8 protein-coding genes are annotated in these 21,148 nt (G+C 43.5%); 1 reads left to right on the plus strand and 7 read right to left on the minus strand.

The window, feature by feature from the left end; genetic code table 11:
• Positions 1–173: 173 nt before the first annotated feature.
• The 7 genes from CDG77_RS20880 to CDG77_RS20910 form a co-directional block, all read right to left on the minus strand.
• Complete coding sequence (locus CDG77_RS20880; RefSeq protein WP_094331241.1) at positions 174–1,340, minus strand: YbjN domain-containing protein; 1,167 nt, start codon at positions 1,338–1,340, stop codon at positions 174–176.
• Between the two features lie 32 nt (positions 1,341–1,372).
• Complete coding sequence (locus CDG77_RS20885) at positions 1,373–1,960, minus strand: hypothetical protein (RefSeq protein WP_094331242.1); 588 nt, start codon at positions 1,958–1,960, stop codon at positions 1,373–1,375.
• 11 nt (positions 1,961–1,971) lie between these two features.
• Positions 1,972–6,819 carry an eCIS core domain-containing protein gene (locus tag CDG77_RS20890; RefSeq protein ID WP_094331243.1) on the minus strand — a complete coding sequence of 1,616 codons (4,848 nt, stop codon included), beginning with the start codon at positions 6,817–6,819 and terminating at the stop codon, positions 1,972–1,974.
• A gap of 267 nt (positions 6,820–7,086) precedes the next feature.
• On the minus strand, positions 7,087–7,875 hold the full coding sequence (locus CDG77_RS20895; protein WP_094331244.1) for a hypothetical protein: 789 nt from the start codon (positions 7,873–7,875) through the stop codon (positions 7,087–7,089).
• A 469-nt stretch (positions 7,876–8,344) separates the two neighbouring features.
• Complete coding sequence (locus CDG77_RS20900; RefSeq protein WP_094331245.1) at positions 8,345–8,629, minus strand: hypothetical protein; 285 nt, start codon at positions 8,627–8,629, stop codon at positions 8,345–8,347.
• Between the two features lie 103 nt (positions 8,630–8,732).
• Positions 8,733–14,183, minus strand: a complete 5,451-nt coding sequence (locus tag CDG77_RS20905; RefSeq protein ID WP_094331246.1) for a phytase — start codon at positions 14,181–14,183, stop codon at positions 8,733–8,735.
• Between the two features lie 340 nt (positions 14,184–14,523).
• Entirely contained in the window at positions 14,524–19,890 is a 5,367-nt protein-coding gene (locus CDG77_RS20910; RefSeq protein WP_094331247.1) for a CARDB domain-containing protein, read from the minus strand.
• Between the two features lie 763 nt (positions 19,891–20,653).
• Here CDG77_RS20910 and CDG77_RS20915 point away from each other — a divergent pair.
• Positions 20,654–21,112, plus strand: coding sequence for a helix-turn-helix domain-containing protein (locus tag CDG77_RS20915; protein WP_094331248.1), 459 nt, complete (start codon positions 20,654–20,656; stop codon positions 21,110–21,112).
• Positions 21,113–21,148 lie beyond the last annotated feature (36 nt).

Below are 21,148 nucleotides of genomic sequence, written 5' to 3' on the forward strand. Positions count from 1 at the left end.
TGAATGTGGAAGAACAAGATTTAGAACTTAAATCTGTTGATAGTAGTTATGAGAGAACTTAGCTAGCACTAAAGATATTTTCATTAAAAGATTAAGATAAGAATAAGCTAAACAGAAGAAATGATTAAAATCCTTTCAAGAGAATAAGTAATATTTGTAATAAAACCGGATTCCTATATCGTGGTTTCTATTTTAGTAATTGCTTCTTTCGGTGAAGCATCGCCATCAATTACAAATGTAATCCCTGGTAGGTATTCATCCATCATCGTGACGTTAGTGTAAACTAGATTTTCGATCAAAGCAAAACTGAGGCGATCGCCTACAATATCAATACTAGTTTTGTAGCGAATCTCGCCATCGCTAAAGTCGAGTTCAAAGTTGCCAATCATCAAGCCGTAATTGGCACGAGTGAGGAATTCAGCAACAGCTTGTTTCCTATTTTCTGGTACAGTGATGGGGCAAAGGGAGTAAAAGACAAATTGCTTATTTTCTTCTCTAGCTTTGGCATAACAGTTCCATCTACCATTTATGCCTTGGAATGGAAGTTGTAAGATAGATTCTCCTTGCAATTTAGTAAAATTCCAGTCATCTTCAGTAAAGAATTTGAGTATTTCTTCAAGAATTGTTCTATCAATTGCAGGGGGTTTTTCATATTGTGCAACTTGCCGATCGATATCATTAAAGATTTTCTTTAATTCATCCAGATTGAAATCAGCGAAGCCTTTGAAAAAATGAGCAATTCCATCAAAGAGTTCAGCAGTGGCTTTTTCAGTCACAGTAGACAAGTTATTCTGCGTCCATTCTTTGAAGAAGGTTCCCAGCGCATCGGAAATGGGATCGGATTTACCAGATGTTGCAGCTTGGGCAAGAGTAGCTGGGCTGAGATAATGCCATAAGGTATGGTAGCCAACTTGTTTAGATGCTTGCAGTTGCATAACTGATAATAACAGCCAATTTTCTGTAGCAAATAGGAGATGATCGGGTTGTTCTTGGTTTAACTTGAGTAAATTAATAGATATATCGTCTACATTGGCAAGATGTTCTTTAAAAATTGAGAGAAAATCTGGCTGTAAACTAATCTCAATTTGGATATCTACTTCAGGTGAAAAATCTTCACTTGAAAGGGGAATACGGATTTCTGGTTTGAGGTTGAATAAGGCTTCGGTTTCAATGCGTTGGTGAAATTCTGGATTGATTTGAAAGGTGAGACGACATTCAATCACCTCATCTTCCAGTTTTGTGACAGTTAAAGTTTGGGCGTGGATGGGGAAAGGGGAAATGGTGCGATCGCGTAGCGTTAGTCCTGTATCCAGTTGCCAATGATTAACCTTTGTCTCCATTGCTCTTTCTAGTTCACTTGCATGATTAACATCTAAGCTTCAATTTCTTGGAGTTTATCCAATATATCTGGTCGGATTTCATGTTTAAAAATGATTGCGAAATCATCTGAATTATCATGAAGCCCGTGGGAAAGAACTAGCTCTGTACCATTGTTAAATTCTATGAGTAATCCAGCTTCGCAAGGTAATTGCGCCAGCAAAATATTTTCTGGTTCTTTTTTTAGGATTTTTATTGTTCTGACTTGTCTATTTAATAATTCGCAGATTGACTGTTCACTATAAACTTGATCGCATGAATCTATAGAATATAGTTCATCATCATTAATAATTGATGTTTCTTTATCTTGCTCACCTTCTTCAGTTTTTTCAAGCCAAACAGTGATGGATGCTTTTTCTGGAAGGCTACTAAATCCTACGATCAGGTTAGTTTCTAGCGTTATTAATAACGTTCCTGCTGTCAGTCGAAATACAGACGATCGAGGAATATCCCATTCTTTTGAAGCTTCTTCTGGGGATAACCAACTATATCGTACTAATTTAGATATTTTATGTTTCTTGATCTGAGTAAGGAGTTTGGTTTGAACGGAAGGGACATATTCTTTAAATTTATTGTTAGACATCCTATTAACCTTTACTTAATATTTTCTCTGGCTGATTCAATCAATAAATCAATCATTCTTAAATTATTTTTAGAAGGAGGTTCTCCAACTACAACCTTTAAAGGATCGGCAATTACCATACTCCCATCTTTTCCAATTAAAAATTGAAGATCATCAATCTTTACTGGTTTTGATTCTATAATGGAACGGATTTTAGTTAAATCTTCAATACTCTTTTTATTCAGTAGCTCTGATTGACCCACTGTTCTAATCTTACCTTTTTCAAGCCTTACAATATCCTTTGACCCTTGAGCATACTCCTTCATTACAATAGCGGGCTGTCCATCATGAGTTGTTTTACCAATAACTTCTACTGTCGATAAACCTTGTGATTCTAGTTCTTGAATCAGTTTGATTTCCTCGTCTATAGACGCTGCTGGTTTGCCTTGCTTGAGTACGCCAATGACAGTTCCTTCTTGGCCTTCAACAGCATATACATTTTTATTACCGCCACTACCAATTAATTGACCTAATTGAACTTCGGTATAGTCTGTTTTGAGGTTATGGTCACTTGCAATCATGTGAATCGAGTAATGACCCGGTTCTTTTACGTGTGCTTCAAAGCCTTTGATCCATGAGTATTGAGGTTTGACAGTTGCAGTCAGAATGCCAATTAGAACTAGTGCTGGTGTATTAACAATATCATTTGCTTCTGTAATAGACTTCGCCTCGGCGATCGCTGCTGGTAATTCTGCTGCTTTTTTAGCATCCTTTTCGGCAGCTTCCTCTGCTGTATTGCCAGCATCTTTTTCGGCAGTTTCTTGAGCCGCTTTATTTGCATCTTTCTCGGCGGCTTCTTGAGCAGCCTTTTCTGTGCCTGTCTCAACAGTTTCTGCCGTTGCTTTTTCTGCACTTTCTACTGCTACTTTCTCTGCACCCTGCTCGACAGTTTCGGCTGTGGCTTTACCAACGCCTTTTTCTACGGCTTCACCAGCTGCTCCTCTAGTCCGCCCTAACAGTTCCTCGGCAAAGGTAATCAGTTTTTGACCAATCTCGCCCAAAGAACCAAGGACTTCTTTAATTGCACCACCTGCACGCTCAAATAATTGACCAATACCCTTAATGCCATCTAGGACTAAGACACCCAACTTCTTCAATAGAACAAAGGCTTCTTCCATGACTTTGTTCGGGAAGTTGAGGAACTTAGCAAATCCTTGCAAGGCTTTGCCAACAGCGCTTACAGGTGTCCAAGTTCCAGCAGTTACGAAATCGAGAATCACTTGGAAAGCGATCGTTCCGGTTAACCAACCCGCCCCTTCACCAATCTCATCTTCTGCTCCTTCTTTGAGCATGAAGTCAAACACTTTTTGAGCAATTTGACTAGCTGCGCCTTGAATTGCGTTTTGAACTCCACCCCAAGCTGCGCCTAGCTTGTGCATCAAGTCAGCAAAGGTCAATCCCTCACCGCCACTAAAGAACTCTTGCACCGCAGGCATAAAGCCTGTCGTCACTTTAGTCACAGATGGTTGTATGTCTCCAGCCATTTGCTGCACTCGCTTACCCATCTCTGCTTTTTCGTTATTGGGTAGTTGTGCATTCTGTTCTGGGGTTGCGCCCTGGGCTGTTGCTCCTGCGATCGCCGGGGTAGGCGCTAAGGCATCGCTAGCTGCATTCTCAAACCAGCTAACTAAGCTTCCAAGTCCTTCAATGGCTAAATAAATCAGCTTAAATGGATCGGTTGCACCCTCCCAAATTCCCTTAAGCAGTCCTTTGACAAATCCCATCAAGAAACCTGGACTACCACCACTGATAATCTGAGCTAGCCGATTTGCGATCGCAATTTTCTTCTGGTCATCTTGGTTCCGTACTCCTTCGAGAAAGCCGATGACTGCTGTTTTTACTATCGGCCACAATGGCCCAAGCATAGTTAACGTGGGTGCAGCTTGAAGCGCACCAATGACAATATCTAGGAGGAAATTAATAATTGGGGCTTTGTAGCAGTCATCTAAGGCTTGCCAAGCCCAACCCGCTAAGATTACAGGAATCATGGGCGGATTGACAATAGCTAACCCCAATGAAGTTAGCACGCCAATATATGGTTTAATCTTCGTGACAATTTTGCTGGCGAATTCTTGAACAGACTTAGCGGCTGATTGGAATCCTTCTTGACACCAGGTGATGAATTCTTTTACACCATTTGATACTGTCTGTACTAAGCTTTGTGCCATGCTCAGTAACGGCACGCCGCTAATTGAGCCTAACAATTCTAAAACTGCTTCACTTAGTTGAACTGCCTGATTTACCAAACTGCTAACTGTAGATTGCATGGTTTGGCTAAATCCTTCTACAGTACTCAGTAGTTCCGGCAAAATTGTACCGCCCATTTCCTTATGAGCGTTTTTGACAATATCTTTATCGTCTTTATGCGCCCATAACCACTCCACTGCTTTAACTAACTGGGGAACATATTTGACGATGAGGTAGATTGAACCCACTGGTGAAAAAGCCAGTAATACACTACCCACAGTCTTCAAAGGGCCAAGCACTGGCGCGAGCGGGCCTTTAATTTCTGTCCACACCTGGGAAGCTTTAGTCTTCAGCCATCCCAGCACGCCACCTTCGCCATCACCACCAATGCCGAGTTGTTCTTTCACCCAATCCCAGGCAGCGCCTAGAGTATTGCGAACGGGAGCGCCCCATTCCCAGATTGTGGTTGCCAGCCCCTTAACAACATCAAATACACCGCCTGCAACACTCATCAAGGCATCAAAAGCTGGGGCGATTACTAAATCAGTAACTTTTTGGAAAACGCCTTTAACTTGAGAAAACACTGCCTGTATTTGCTTAACGGCAGGATTTTCCATAAAGGCGTGTCCCAAATCTTGCAACGCCTTTAAACTATTGGCAAAATTACTACAAGAAGCTGGATCGCCTTTGACAGCACCCTGAATCCCTTCAAAGACTCCTGTAAAGCTACCCTGTAATTGGGCAATTACACTAGCAATATCGATGTTTCCAGTGATGCTAGAAACCCAGCTTTTGATGCCGTCTTTGATTTTTTCACCCAGTAACCCCATCGGCCCTTGGCGAATCAAATCAGCTAAACCTGGGGCAACTCTCGCAACTAAGGCAGCAAAGGCTTCTTTGCCCATAGAAGCGACATCGCTAGCTTTATCTCCAACCCATTGAGCGCCTGCACTAGCTTTATCTCCAACCCATTGAGCGCCTGCACTAGCTTTATCTCCAACCCAGTTGACACCTGCACCGGCTGCATCCTTAATATCATCCCAACCTAGTTTTTGAATCGATTTGTTGTCTTTGTGGGGAGTGATATTTTGGGCAATGGCTTTAGGCTGTATGCTATTTTCTGCATCACAAGCACTACATTTCATCTGCACTTTGTTAGTCTGCGGTTGTGCTTGTATGGTCGAATGGGGCTGCGAGGTAATTGAGAGAGTCGGGCTAAGTTTTGTTTGCAGGGTTGTTTTATTAGATAAAAAATCATTTGCAGGTTGGCGTTGTAGCGTTTTCGCTTCTACCTGTTTAGTTTGAACTTCTACTTCTGCATTTGATTCATCTTCAGTTTGAGAAACTTTTTCTGGGCCGCACTGTACTGGCGTGACTCCTGTGCCTTGAGTCAGCCCGTGCTTGGTTGTAGTGTCATAAGTATTATTATCTGTATTAGCTTGCGTATAAGTATCGTTAAAAATCTTGTCGGCTTCTAAGGGCTTTTTACCAAGCAACTTTTTGTGTAAATCTTTAAAAGCTTTCTCATCAATACTAATATGCCCGTTTTCGTGGGTATCTAAAGCGCTGTAAAACCTTGCCCATTCTTTTTTAACTGGTTCGCACTGTTGGTCAAGTTCAGTCCAGACGGGCATTGCCTTAGTTTCTGTTACTAAAACATTTGCCTCGTAGACAATTTCTTCAGATTTCTCATCAGCTTGGTAATTTTTGACATCTTTTTCGGGGGCACAAGTAACACTACCAGCTTCGCCCTTTCCTTGTGATGTTAAGTTGGTAATTGCTTCGGTAATGTTTTTCCCAGAGGCAGTAATTTTGGCATCCTTTTTGTCAATTTTAGTCGTGCCTTTTTTGGGGGGCATTGCATCCGGTGCCCGTTGAATATGAGTTGGCGCTGGGGAAACATCGCTTTTTTTCTGCACTGCGCCTGTTTGCTGCACCACATGGGTTAATTCGTGGGCAGTCAACTCATTATTGCCTGGTGATTTTCCTGCACCGAAGTAAACATCGCTACCATGAGTAAACGCCTGCGCTCCTAATGACCGACTCATTTGCACAGCATTGGAGTCAGTATGTACTCGCACATTGTCAAAATTACTACCAAAGCGGGGTTCCATAAAGTCTTGGACTTCAGCCGATAACGGACTTCCCCCACCTTTACTACTATTCAATTGACTTTCAATATTAGCCTCAGCCTGGACGCTACCATCATTAGCGGGCTTAGTTTGTATTTCTTCTTGCTCGCAAGTTGAACACTTTCGCTGCATTATATCTTGTGAATCCATCCCACCGAAATTTATATTTGGCTCAGGTCTAGCCATCCAGATTTGGTTAGTAGCCCAGTCGCTGGAATGCTCAGACTGGTATGCTTGCGGCTGTAGACGACGCAAAGATATGCGACTCATGTCGTGAACAAGAGGTTTTTCTTTGATGGCTTCTGATTCTAATGATTGCTCATCAGCAGACTGGGCTTCTTGAACGTCTGCTACCTCTGTGACTGTTGTGAGTGGAGGATTATTTGTTGGTGCAAAACCGCGTGTTGGATTCGCCAATGTGGGAGTAGTTGGTGAGACAAGGGATGGATTGGTAAAATTTGATGTACCTGCGTTGTGCCGCCGAAAAGTGCGATCGCTCATCTCTCACTTCCTACTAGTCTGTCAAATTGATTTTGACGGTTAGAGAGACGCGATAAATCGCCGTCTCTACAGGGAATTTATCCATCAATTATTTATTGATAGACTACTACATTAATTTAGCAAACCCCTTATCTCTGGTATCTACGCATCTTTTATCAACATTTTATAGTTATATCTACATAGAATCGATCTAGACTTTAGTCTAATTGTAAATTACTCCTACCTTCAAGGTGTTGGCGCTGCGATCGCCATCCAAGCAAGGAGGGCTTAAATATGTTCTTGTTGGGTGCGTAAGCTGTTAATTGTAGCGGTTAAAACTAGGACAATTGCTAAAATCAACGCCGTATTTCTGAGTATAGGGTTATTCCAGTGCTTGAGTGCGATCGCTACCAATGCCCAAAGGATTACTCCTGTATAAGCCATGTCTCGACGCTGAATAAGAATAATTGCTGCAATTGCTGTTGCGATCGATAACATAACCAGAGTCCATATTACAGGAGAAATCCCCCAACCGTTCCACCCTTGAAAATATAAAGTACACGCTATGTTAACAATAGTTGCCACGCTAATCCAGCCTAGATAAATGCCGATCGGAAAGTGAATACACCATTTCATCACCCGGGTTACACGCTTTTTGCCAATTTCTAACTGCACATAAATACCAATCAGTGGCAATAAAATCAAGAGCATTGCAATTACAGAAAGAGCAAAAAGCCTAGACAAGAACAGATACACCCAGACACTTTGAGCAACACAGGCGATCGCTAACAGATAACCTGTCTTACGTAAATCAGGCTCATGTCGTTGGTTAGGTAAAGCTTGATATACCCCAAAAGCAAACAACCCAAGGTAAATGAGTCCCCAGATGGCAAAGGCGTAATTGGCAGGGATAATCAGAACATTTTTAAACAAAGTATTGGAAATTTCCCCTATGCTGAGTCCATTGAGCGGGAAAATGTTTGATACTACGTTGATAATGAAAGCTCCAAAGATTGCAACCAAAGTAGCAAGCTGTCGCCAAAAATCCCGGTAATTGCTTTTTGTAGACTGCTGCATAGGATGTTAACTCATTTCTTCTGTGCTTTTAGCTTACATCTGAAGAAGAGGGATGCATAAGTCAATACGGTTCAGTTCAAGCTAAAACTCTTTGCAAAAGTCAATTTTTTTAACAAACCGCAAAGGACGCAAAGGACGCAAAGGACGCAAAGAGAAGAGAAAAATGTTTACCCAAGGGTATTTGGCATATAAGTTGGATGCACTAGGCTAATCAAAAACTTACGCCAAAAATAGCCCAAACCTTATATAGGACTAGTAGTCTGTCAATAAATAATTGATGGATAAATTTCCTGTAGAGACGGCGATTTATCGCGTCTTTCTAACCGTCAAAACAAATTTGACAGACCACTAGTATTTGATTTTTGAAATTTTACGTAGGGTGCGTTAGCGTAGTGTAACGCACCATCAGCTTGGGATGGTGCGTTACGACGTTCCGTCTAACACACCCTACAAATACTGTACAAATTAATCATGGTGTGAATTTACGAGAATAAGTTATTTCAGGCTCAACAGACTTGTGTTCTGAACCAACAGGCTTGTATTCTGAACCAACAGACTTGTATTCTGAACCAACAGGCTTGTATTCTGAACCAACGAACTTGTATTCTGAACCAACGGACTTGTATTCTGAACCAACAGACTTGTATTCTGAACCAACAGACTTGTATTCTGAACCAACGGACTTGTATTCTGAACCAACGGACTTGTATTCTGAACCAACGGACTTGTATTCTGAACCAATCGTTATGCACATAATAGCCAAATTGGACAGTGCGTAGGTCCTACTTTATTTCTCGGTAGGGGTAATTCATGAATTGCCCCTACTACCTGTGGTTTGGCGTAAGTCCTAGAACAAATTAAGCCACAATGCTAGGCGAGAAAACAAAGTCATTTACAGTCAGGCTAGTTGAGGTAATTCCTTGCAATAAAACCAACTCTGTATTTCCGGTTTTAACTAGAGTGTCACTACCCTGTTGCAATAGTGCGATCGCACTAAACTGAGTTACGCCAATACCGCCCAGCCCAATTTTATCAATCCCGATTGTAAAGTCAGTAATGATGTTCTTGCTAGCTGGCAAACTGGCGTTAGCAATCCAGAATTGATCTGCACCAGTACCACCACTCAGACGATTACTGCCCTGTTGACCAGCAAATAGCACATCATCACCATCGCCACCAAATAGCGAATCATTGACATTAGAGAAGAGTTTATCATCACCGGAACCACCATACAGACGGTTATTGCTGCCGTTACTGGTGAGAGTGTCGTTACCTGAACCACCGAATAATGATTGGCGAGAACCTTCAATTATTGTGAGAGTATCATTACCTTCCGCCCCAAACAAATTATTAACACCATTGGCTTCCACTACAGTAATAACATCATCACCATTGCCACCATCAGCACTGGTATTTTCCGCCGCGCCATTTTGACCAATAAATATTTGATCGTTACCGTCATTCCCTGCTACTGAAGATTCACTCCCTGCAAGCACTATGTCATCACCATTTCCAGCCAGAATTGTGTTATCTTTAGTGCCTTCTACAAAGTCTGCTCCGTCACCTGCACTAAAGAATTGTCCTGGCTCAAGATTGACAGTATCGCTGTTGCTAGAACCAAAGCCATTAGGGAAAGTAGGCTGTGCAGTTGTCAGATTATTGGGTAGTTCGAGAATGCCGAGTTTCTCAGCAGGTGTATTACCTGTAATGTTGAAGTCGTTGTCGTTAATCAAGGCTAGGGTATTAGGTGCTACCAGTGCCAAACCTTCTAATTTTTCTACCCCGGTGTAACCCAACTGAGCAGCATTTGCAATCAAACTCTTGGTGACAGGAGTAATATTGGCAGCAGCTAACTCAGCAGAGGTCAATTGTTCAATGGTTTTACCATCTGGCAAGGTAAAGTTAGCAGGGTTGTTGATGTTGGTCGCCCCAGCTAAATCAATTTGGTAAATTAGTTTATTGCTAGCAGATGTACCATTGTCATCTCGCTCAACTACTGCAAATTTGCCGTTACCCAAGGAAACTGCATCGCCAATTTTATCGGTTCCTGGTAAACCTTGCAGAAGATATAAATACTCTCCAGTTACCTGCTTGGTGACAATATCAAACTCCAGAATTCGCAGGTTTAGAGAAGCTTTGGAAGTTGCATCATTGGCAACATCGGGATTATCGATCGCACTCTGAATAAAGGCATATAATTTATTACCTTGAAGTGCTACAGCTTCAAATCCCCGGTTATTACGGCGTTGGGCATAAACTGCTGGCAATACCTCTGTACCAAAAGTTCCGCCGGGTTCGTCTGGGTTGGGTGCGGTGGCAGTTCCTTGAGGGATAAAGCGATCGCTCAGTTTACCATTAACATCAAAGTGGTAAATTGCCGGACGGTATTCATCTACCATCCAGTAGTCTCCATTTTCCGCTATTACAATCCCTTCTAAGTCAGCACCCAAAGGATCGTTAGCTAAAACATTATTATCTAAGTCAACGGCAATTTCATCAGTATAAGCAGTACCATTTGCCCCAGCTTGCAAATTAGGCAATCCCGTTAATGGAGTTGTACCATCTTGGCGGAATAGTCCAGTTCTCTTGGTAATGCTAATTTCGCCTGTGGTGCGGTTGAGTTCAAAGCTAACTATTTCTGGCTGAAAGCCGGGTAATAAAAATGGTCTTTTGACACCATCAGGTTCTCCATTGGGGCCGCGGTCTGTGTTAGTGACAAATTTTAAGTTGCCATTTGCTGCAAACCCTTGGAAATACAATCCAGAGAAACCACCTAAGAAAATATCTTGACCTTTAGAAGTTGTTCCTAGCTTGGGTAGGTCTTCAAATTCATAAATTGTCAGCTTGGGTTGAGCAACAGGATTGCGGGGATCGTAACTTGTGGTGTCAATATTTAGAGAATTGGGCAAGGCATTGGCAATATTTTCCCAAGGCACTAACTTAAAGTTAGAACTGACGTTTTCACCATCAATTGTCTTAGCAGGTTCATTGGAGCCATCTTGAGTGACAAATAAACCAAATGGGAAGTTAGGCCCCAGTGGTACGTTAATCACATCTGCACCATCTGACTCTTGCACGCTATCAATTGACCCATTATTACCAACGGCAAAGTTGCCCACATATTCGTTGTTACCTTCACGGGTGTAGGCAACAAAGGTACTATCGCCTTGGCTGGATGCTAACAGATAACCTGTGCCGTTTTTACCGTAGTATATGGTTAACCCTTCGGCATCATCGGTGAGGTGAGAACCGCCTTCAAAACGAACGCGATCGATTAGCTTACCTGTTGTGCCCCCGTCTGGTTCTGCGTCGAATTTCCAGATACCTACATCTTCTTGGGCTATGTAGAGAAAGCCGGTTTCTTGGTCAACTACCATACCCTCTGTTTGGGGAGAACGGTCTGCTGCTGTGGGCGAAGGGATGGTAAACTCCCGCACCAGTTGCGCTCCAATTTGGCCATTACCTTTGTCAATTAGTTTGAATTGAGCTATGTCTCCAGTTTGGCGGCGACTAGTGAAGACATAGTAATCATTAGTTACAGGGCTACGGTATAAGGTAACTCCGTAAGAACTGCGAGTTGATGCGGAATAGGGAGGTTCAAAAGGTGAGGTTTGGAAGATTGTGCCAATATTGCTATCAGTGATATCTTCCAGGTAGTTACCGTCTGCGCCAGGGTTGGGGTTAATTTTGAAGATTGCTAGTTTATCATTTTGGCGATCGCTAGCTACGGCAATATCAATAGATTGATTGCCTAATTTGAAACCGTATTGCAAATCAATATTGTTGTAGCGAATCCCACCAGGATTAACCGTCTGCAACAAATTACCAGACAAATCATAAACCCGCAATCCGGCATTTTTCACTGAAGTTAGGACTAAACTATCAGCAGCATTTGTGGCATTAACATAGATGGCAGGGTCATCAGCATCGGCATTTTGATCTACAGCAGGTAGTGCTGGTTCTTCATCGTCAAATAAACTAGGACGAGTTTCTACCGTAGGTGCAGCAGTGGGAACCAAGTCTGCACCCAAGGTGAGGATTTGGGTATATTGACTGCCACTAAAGTTGTTGTCACTCACCAGCACAATAGACTGACGACCATCTGCTAGTTTAGGGCCGAAGGCAAGACCTTCTATATTATCTACCCCTGTAATCGGGTGATTTGCATCAGTAGGCAGATTCAAATCAGTGAAATTCAACAGTAAGCGCTTTTGGGCGGGTTTGATAGCAGCTAGTTGTTCAGCACTCAAATTATTGAGAGAATTGTAGAAACTAATGTCTGTTGCACCTTGCAAAGAAACTTCGTAGATTTTGATGGTATTGCCTACACCTTGGGCAAATGAGCGTTCTAGGGCGAGGAAAGTACCACGATTATCTATTGCCAATAAATCCGCCAAACCATTGTCAGCAGAGCCTGTGCTTGGGTTGGGTGCTTCGGGAATTGCATCGGTGATGTAGAGGTATTCTTTTTCTGGTTGTCCAGTAACTAGATTGAATTGCAGAATTCGGGAAGGACTACCACTGGTCAGCGAAGCCTTTAATCCATCTTGGGATAGGGCGTTTTCAGTGGCGGTGAATAAGGTTTTTTGGTCGGGCGTAATGGTGAGGCTTTCAAATGCCAAGTTATTGTATACACCTGATGTCTGCGTATCTCCGGCATCTACAATACCATCGCCGTTGGTATCTTCAACTACTGGTAGGAATTTGCTGGGGATAAGGAGCGATCGCACTTCTTGCCCTGTAGCTAAGGAAAACTCTTTAATGAAAGGATTGCTAACCCGACCAGCAGTAGGATTAACTTCGCCTTCAGAAGAGATAAAGACTGTCCCATTGTTGGTTAGAGCAATGCCTTCCGGGTCAAGACTGTTTAGTGCAAAAAAGTTGCCGTTGGTATCTTTTAGGGTGGTGACATTGGTAAAAGTCACCCCGGAATCGGTAGCAGTGAAAGTATAAAAACGGGCTGGGGCAACTTGAGAGCGATCGTCTGAGATAGCATAGTAGCGATTGTTCTCTGCATCATAAGTAACGCCAGACAATCCACCTAATGGAGTTTCTAGTCCATTTACAGTTCCCGCAGCACCAGCAGGAATAAAGCCAGTAGCAAAGGTAGTCTGTCTTTCAAAGCCTACATTCGGAATGGTATTACCTGGTTGAGTCGGCCTAGCTTGCACATCTGCGAACACCAAGCGATGGTCAGAACTGGGGAAGGGAAAAGTACCGACTGGGGAGAATGTCGAGTCAGTATTCAGTGGCCAAAATACTCCTGAGTTGGCAATTTGAAGGTCAGCAGAAGGTAGCACGTAATCTGTTCGCAGATTTCCCGGAGTCGTATCGGCAAAGTCTGCGGTGTCAAAGCTAGGATTCCCTTTTTGGTTAGTGTTTGCACCACCTTGTAAGTCTGCTTGTTGGGGGCCGCCAAGGCTGGTGGGGATGACATTAGTATTGATATTAGGATTTTGCACTAATTGCCGGATAGCGTTGTCATAACTATCACCATCTAATGGATCGGCATTTTGATCGCCCATAATCACAAAATCTGAACCAGCAACAATACCGCCCGTTTTCCCTGCATCATCATAGATGTAATCATTTTTGCCAGGGGTTATGTAATCTGCCCAAAAGCGGATTTCGTCATGGTTGCGTTTGCCGTTGCGGTCTTCTTCTCCGTCAAAGGTTGGTGGTGTCGGGTGGCTGGCGAGGATGTGAATTGTCTCACCGTTTACTTGGATGGGTACATCCCAGTGACTTTTAGAAGAAAGGCGTAAAACTGCCAATTCATCCTCAGAATACCAATCATTTGGCTGTGGTGTTGTTAGATTATCGGGAAGCAAAGCATTGGGCATATCCTTCCAGAGGAAGTTTTGGAAGGTGCGGACGTTTGCGGTATCAATGGGATATTTGGACAGCAACAACATCCCATATTGACCAGAAAAATTACCGAATCCAAAGGCATCATCACCATATCCGGCTGCACCTGGGGTTGTAACTGCTGTGCCGTCGTTGTTGAAGTCAAACCCGGAGGCAATACCCGTGTTGGAAGGGGCGATGTAAAAGTAAGGGTAGTCAACGGCAGTTGAACCATTCTGGCTGACTGCAAGGTAATTTTGCTTGAATAGTTGAACTGCTTCCGGGGAGTAATCAAACTCATTTAAAAGCAATACATCTGGGTTATTACGCTGGATAATTTCTGCAACTGCTTTTGCTTGAGAATTATCAGGGGTGGAGAGATCGGTTACTAACTCTCCTTCTGCGTTGCGATTTAAGGAAGCATTGAACTGAGAAAAGCGAATTGTGTTTGTAGTAACCATCAGTTTATGAAGTAGATTTGAGAGGTTTTGAAGATTGGATTTATGGAGGAGTTATACCAATTCTCTAGAAAAATACACTTAATCTTTATTAGACGAACCGCAAAGGACGCAAAGAGCGCAAAGGAAGAAATAAGTTAAGCATTATTCAGTGCAAGTTTACAGAGAATTGGTATTAGGAACCGCAGAGGTGCAGGGAAGCCAGTGCGTTGGGCGGGTTTCCCGACTTGAAGCAACTGGCGCGACACAGCGAGCGAAATGAGAGTTTGAGAGAGATTTATTTTTTGCCAAGGTCTTGATTTCAAACTCTTTCTCTGTGCCTGTGGGTGAGAAAAACTATGTATTAAATAAAGACGAAACGAGTATCTGTTGCTAAATTGGTGTTGCGATTTAACCCGGTTTCTACAACAGCAATCAATTCCGTTCCATTGTTGGTGAAAATGCCCACAGCCGATCTCACTGACCCTAGTGAATAATTGTTGGCAACTCCCTTAAGCTGAATGCGATCGCTGGCTTGGAAGCTGACAATATCGGCATAATCACTGTTGCGGGAACTGGCATAAAAAACGGAAGTGGCATCACCCAAAACGTAAGTATCTGCACCTCCATCGCCGTTGAGAAGGTCGATTTCGTTTGTGCCACCCCCCCAACCAGTTAAGCGATCGCTATCATTGCCACCAGATATGATGTCACTGCCAAGTCCGCCAAAGATTGTGTCATTGCCATCCCCCCCAAGGAGGATATCGATACCGCCTTTACCATCAAGGTAATCATTGCCTGTTCCACCGTCGATTAACTCACTGGCATTAGTGCCGATGACGCGATCGCTCCCAGCTAGGGCATTGACTATGTATTTGTTCAAACCAGTAAGTTGGTCGATAAAGATGATATCGTTGCCAGATGTCGCCTTATTATTGGCAACAGTCAGGTCAAAGTTATCGCTAACATTGCCACCTTTACCATCAGCCGCCGTGACTGTGACTGCAAAAATGCCGACTTGGGAAATATTGCCGGATATCACACCTGTGTTTGCAACGATACTAGAGCCAGTGGGTAAACCCGCAGCACTGTAGCTGAGGGTATCAGCCCGATCGATGTCAGCAAATTTGTTACTCACATCGAAAGAGAAGGACTTGTTAGTAGAGATAATTTTGTCGTCCAGGGGTTGCACTAGCGTCGGAGCATCGTTGACACCAGTGACGGTGACATTAACGATCGCGGTAGATTGTAAACCTTGACTGTCTGCGATCGCATAACTAAAACTATCACTGGCTGTCTGCCCAAGGGATAGAGAGTTAAAACTTGAGGCTGTGTAAGTCAAGTTTTGCGTAGTTGGGTTAAAGGAAACTGTACCTTTTGTGCCAGTAGTGCTGACAGAAATAATGTTTTTCGTGTCTCCAGCATCGGGGTCAGTATCGTTACTGAGCAAGGTGGTATAGAGATTAGATGTCGTTACGTCTTCAGCAACGTTAACTAGATCGGCTACGGCTGTAGGTGCTTGGTTCGCAGGTAGATTAAACCGAGCTAGGCTAGGATCGTGGTCGCTATCCTGATCGGCAAACTCGGAGTTAATGTGAACGACATCATACCCATCCAGTTTGTTGAGCAAGCTATTACTCACCAAAATATGGTCAAGGGTTTGAGCGTTGCCTTCAAAGTTGTAGGTATAACGCTCATTTTGAGGCAAAGTTTCAATTAAGGAAGTCAGTCCAGCGCTTTCTACGGTGCTAACAGGGTTGGAAAACTCAAAGTCATTTAAATCACCCGCTACTACTATATTGGCATTGGGGTCGATCGCTAAAATATTCTGGACAAAGTTTTTCACCAACGTCGCTTGTTGCTGGCGCTGCACTTCACTGCTCAAAGTTGGGGGTTGATTTGGCCCGTATAGAGGTTGGTCGCCACCTTTAGAATTAAAGTGGTTGCCAATTACATAAACAGTTTTCCCGTTAAAAGTAAATTGCCCAACTAATGGTTTGCGACTGCTAGTAAAGGCTGAGTTTGTGGGGTCAATCAAACCAGGGCTAGCAGAAACCGTGGGAACACCTCCAACGTTGCTGACTGTGGTGCTGGAGGTAGAAGTACCACCGGGGGTATCTACAAAGCTGACACGATTGGGATTAAATAAGAAGCCGACGCGGATATTTCCACCAGGTTCGCCGCCGTTGGTATCATCTACCGGGTTAATTTGGCGATATTGATATGTGGGGCCGCCAGCAGCAGTAATTGCATCAATTAATGTTTGGAAGGTAACGCTGGCATCAACTACGCTATCATTCGTCGGCCCGTTATTGTCTTGAATTTCTTCTAGAGAGATGATATCTGGCGATCGCAAATTATTGACAATGCGGCTGGCAAGGTTGTTAAATTTGGTGGCACCATCACCGATATCAAGATTTTCGACGTTGAAGGTAGCAACTGTCAGTTGGTTAGTGGTGGGAGTTAAATTAGTGACTTCCTTTGTTAGCGTGTTTGAAGTCACTGTAACCGAGGTGGGTAGAACTTCGTAGTTGCTAAAACTATAATCAACCACACCCTTAATCGTGGCGAAAGTTGCACCGACGTTAACCTGCGGTGAGTTACCAGAGGTGAACAGGGTATCATCGATTTGAATCCGCTCTGGATTAAAATCGTTAGGGCTAACGGCGATACCACCGCGGGCTGTGCGTCCGGTAGCATTAGCGCCATTGTCCGCCAGCAACCAAATCTCCCCAAAAGAATTAGTCGGGCTAACTGCGACAGGATTATTTACCTGTACTAGCATTCCTTCCAAGCTTTCGTAGAAATCAATGCCATCTTGGGCAGGATCGAAGGTGGTCGTTCCAGTTTCGATATTACCGTTAGTGTCGTTATCAATTACCGAGGTTGGAATAGTTCTGCCACCATTACCCAAAATCGTGGCAGTTGGTAAAGCATTGCCACTGGAGAGTTTGGCAATTGTGGGGCTAATAATTTCTGTGGTGGTCAAGTTGTTAGCACCAGTCGCGCCACCAGGACGGAATTCGCTCACCGTACCGCCAACAAGTACTGAGTCGCCTATTTGGACAGTTGGGGCTGATGAGGTGAAAACAAAAATTCCTTCGGAGGTGCGATCGTCGCTGTCCGGGTTAGGATCTTGCAAATAGAAGCCATTAGATTTGATGACTGTAACAATTCCTGGTACATCACCTACTTTTTGCCCGTTTAACCCAGAGATGTGAGATGCGCCCTGGATGTCGTGAATCCGAGGAGTGAGGACTACAGCGCCCAGTGTAATACTATCGGTGCGGAATTTTTTGAAATTGTTCTCTGATAAATCTTTAGCTGCTGTACCGTCGTTGTAAAGAATGCTGTTGCCATCATCGCTGACGAATTGAATTTGAGAGGTATTTGTCAAATTATCAGGGATGGTAATAATTCCTTCCGGGTTGAAGCTAGCAGGGAATGTAGCCGCCCGTAATTGCGGTTGGCTATTGGGATTGCCATCCCAAGTGTAGAGGCGGAAATCGTTGGGGGCTGTTCCTGCGTCTCCTGCTGGCCCGGCAATAATTACGTACTGGTTATTAGCATTTTTGCGAATTTCCCGAATACCGCGCCCGCCTAAATCTAATTCGATGGGAGCGCCAAATTGTGCCGAGCCTTGTGTACCACCACCACTAGCTGATATCAGGCTGGCAAAGTTGGTAACGGGGACGATGAGGGCGTTAGCTCTTCCAGAGGGGGGAACTTGGGGAGCGCGGAAGGCAATATAAGCTGTGGTGTTATCGGGGGCAATTTCCAAGCCTTCGATATTGTATCCATCTGATTGCTTTGACCCGACATTAGTTGCAGCACTAGCTGCCAAGCCGTAGTAATTGGCTCCTTTGCCGTGACCGTTGGTGACATCCCAGTTGATGATGTCTTCTTTTAAAAAGTTGTAGCGACCCACATAGCTGAGTGTGGTGGATGCTCCTGCACCAGTAATATCCGTGGCAAAAATGCGATCGCGGTTAGGACGATTTTTCCCATCATCGCTATTGCTTTGTGACCCCAACCAGAAAATGCGATTACCTACCTTGGTTGAAGCTTCGAGATCCACTTCTCTTAACGCGCCAGAACCGTCAGTCTGAGTTAGTCCTAGTGAGTTTGTAAAGTCAAAACCAGTTACAGGCAGTCCCGACTTGCTGGAATCGTAAAGGCGCAAAACTTGATTTTCATCATCCGCCTCTAAAAAAAATGTCCCACCCACAGGAATGGCTGTAGAAGCATCGCTTGTACCCGTTAAAAATTGAGTTGTAGCAGTACCATTATTCGCCGATGCTGCATAAGCGATCGCATAATTAGCAGTACTACCACCATCACTAACTGTTACTGTAATATTGGCAGTACCAACGCCTACAGGATTAATTTTCAGATTACGGTTGCTGCCAGTGCCAGTTAGTGTAAGATTGCCGTCAGGAATCACAGCCCCATTACTGCTAGTGACTGTTACAGTCAAATTTTCTACAGGAGTATCAGAATCGGCGATGGTAAAGTTTACGCCCAGTGTCTTTGCCGGATCGCTAGCATTGCCAATGGTGCCGCTAATTGCCCCTGTTCCTGTAGTCGCTAAAGCACCGTTAGCATCTAAAAGGTCTGTGGTGCTAGCTGTATCTAGTTGAATAGTTGGTGCTTGTCCCACCACTACATTGTTAACTGTAGTTGCGATCGCAGCAGCACTATTATTAGTTTCGTCGCTCTCAGCAATGGTGTTGTTCGGATCTACAATTGCCGTACCACTGGCGAGAGTGCCAGCAGAGTTAGGGGTGACGCTAACAGTCAAGCTAGCAGTACTACCAGCATTTATGCTGCCACCAGAAAAGGTGACGACACCACCAGATTGGCTAGCAATAAAGCCGTTGGCAACAGTTGTACCGTTAAAGATTATCCCACTGGGCAAAGTATATTCTACTGAAATGCCATTGGCATTGGCAGTACCACTGTTACTGACAGTAAGAGTGTAGGTCAGGGGGTTGCCAACAATTACCGGATCGGGGGAATCTGCTTGGCTGATGGTGAGGTCTGGTTGAGAACCTGCACCGCCAGAAACAGTAATGCTGCCAGTTGGTAAAGTAGTTGCACCAGCAAACGTCCAGTTAGCGGCATTGTTAATTGCTGCTAACCACTCAGCTTTTGTACCGCTGCTAAGTGTATTGAGATTGAATGCGGCGGAAGTTGCCGAGTTGTTAAACAGAACTGCTGTATTACCAGCCTGAGATAAACCTGGGGCTACATTACCTGTATTTGATGAGGTGGCATCTTCAAATGCACCAGTGTAGTCAATTTGAGAAATGGCTGTAAAACCCGATAATAGCGGGCTTGTACCTGTAGATTGCAAAGCAATGATTTGGTCGCCGTTAGTTAAGCCTGTACCTTGGGAAAGAGATAGATCCGCATAATTACCTGATGCGGGCGGCGCAACTGACCCCGATTTAGCCCAAGTGAAATTAGGTGAAGATGTGTCAATGCTGCGGATAACAGTACCCGCAGGAATATCAACATTAGCAGTAAATTTAATTACGTTCTCATTGCCATCAGCATCAGTGTTAGATACGCCTCGAAAACCTGAACCAGTCCAGCCATTATCAGTGAAGTAAATAACTGTACCTGAGCCAATAGCAGCCAGGTTAACGAAAGAGAAGGAGTCAGGGCTACCATTATTAATGTAACCAACGATCGCTATATCGCCAGGAGTAAAAATTGTTGATGTCATAAATAGTGCGTGTTTAGTGAGAAATTTTTGTGCGGTCAATCTAACTTGGAGGGCCTCATTGTGGAGACATCTGTATTGGTGCGATTCCTAAATAATTAAAGTTAGATAGATGTAGATTTCATTAGTCAAAATCTGGCAGCGCCAATACTTGAGAATGTAAATGCCATTGTTATTTGTGACTAAAAAATGCTTGGTGCCAAGATGAACTTTGCAGTCAGGGGATAGGCTGCGCTGATGGCTTGAGCGATCGCAATATCGCTATCAGAAAATTGAGTATGTAGTGTAAAATAGCTACATTAATTACTAGTATTAATTCTTATTTAGCAAACTCAATTTATCTCAGTAATATTAAGAAACAGCTAGGAAAAGGTTAAAAAAACAAATATTTGGCATGGAGTTGCACTCAGCTAAATAAGCTGTTGTTTTGGGTACATCTAATTTGTAGGGGCGCACAGCTTGGGCACAGAGATGAAAAGTGCTGAGTGTGGCTACAGCGATCGCAATAACGATCCCAAGGGAGGAGTTGGCAAAATACTTGTATCATAAATTGCAGCTTCTGAATTTTGACACCCTACTTTTTACCTGTAAAGTATCTTTTGTAGCTACAGATGTACGTGTATATAGCTGCTTGAGCATTTATAATGCTAGCCTTTAATTATTATTAAAAAAATTAGTTAAAATCAATTATCCAGTAATAATACGTATGCGCTTTTAAGTCTTCTCACTATATGAATAGTAGAATTAGCCCATACAGGAGAAGACTGTGACGCTCTTAAATCAAGCTCAAGTAGAGCAGCTAAAGGAAATAACCACACAATTGCGACAAGTAAGACAAGAAAAATCCATCCGCATAGAAGAAATAGCCGCTCAAACACTGATTCGAGCAGGTGTTTTGCAAGCTTTAGAAGAAGAACGATTTGAAGAATTGCCTGAGCCTATTTTTCTTCAAGGATTCATCCGTCGCTATGGAGATGCTTTAGGGCTGGATGGAAATGCTTTATCACATACTCTTATAAGCAATGTAGTCCGTGAAGACCCCAAGAGCGATCGTAAGAGTTCAGACAACAAATCAAATTCATATATACCTCTTGTTGCCACCTATATTTTCTTATTATTAGCTGCATCTACGGGTCTTTTATATATACTTAATCCACCACAAATTACATCTGAATCCCTGACTCCAGAAGTCAATACTCAACAGTCAATGGTTACTAATCAGTGAAAAGTAATCAGGGAGCGGGGAGCGGGGGGCAGGGAG

The organism is Nostoc sp. 'Peltigera membranacea cyanobiont' 213, from assembly GCF_002245975.1.
Taxonomy (GTDB): Bacteria; Cyanobacteriota; Cyanobacteriia; order Cyanobacteriales; family Nostocaceae; genus Nostoc.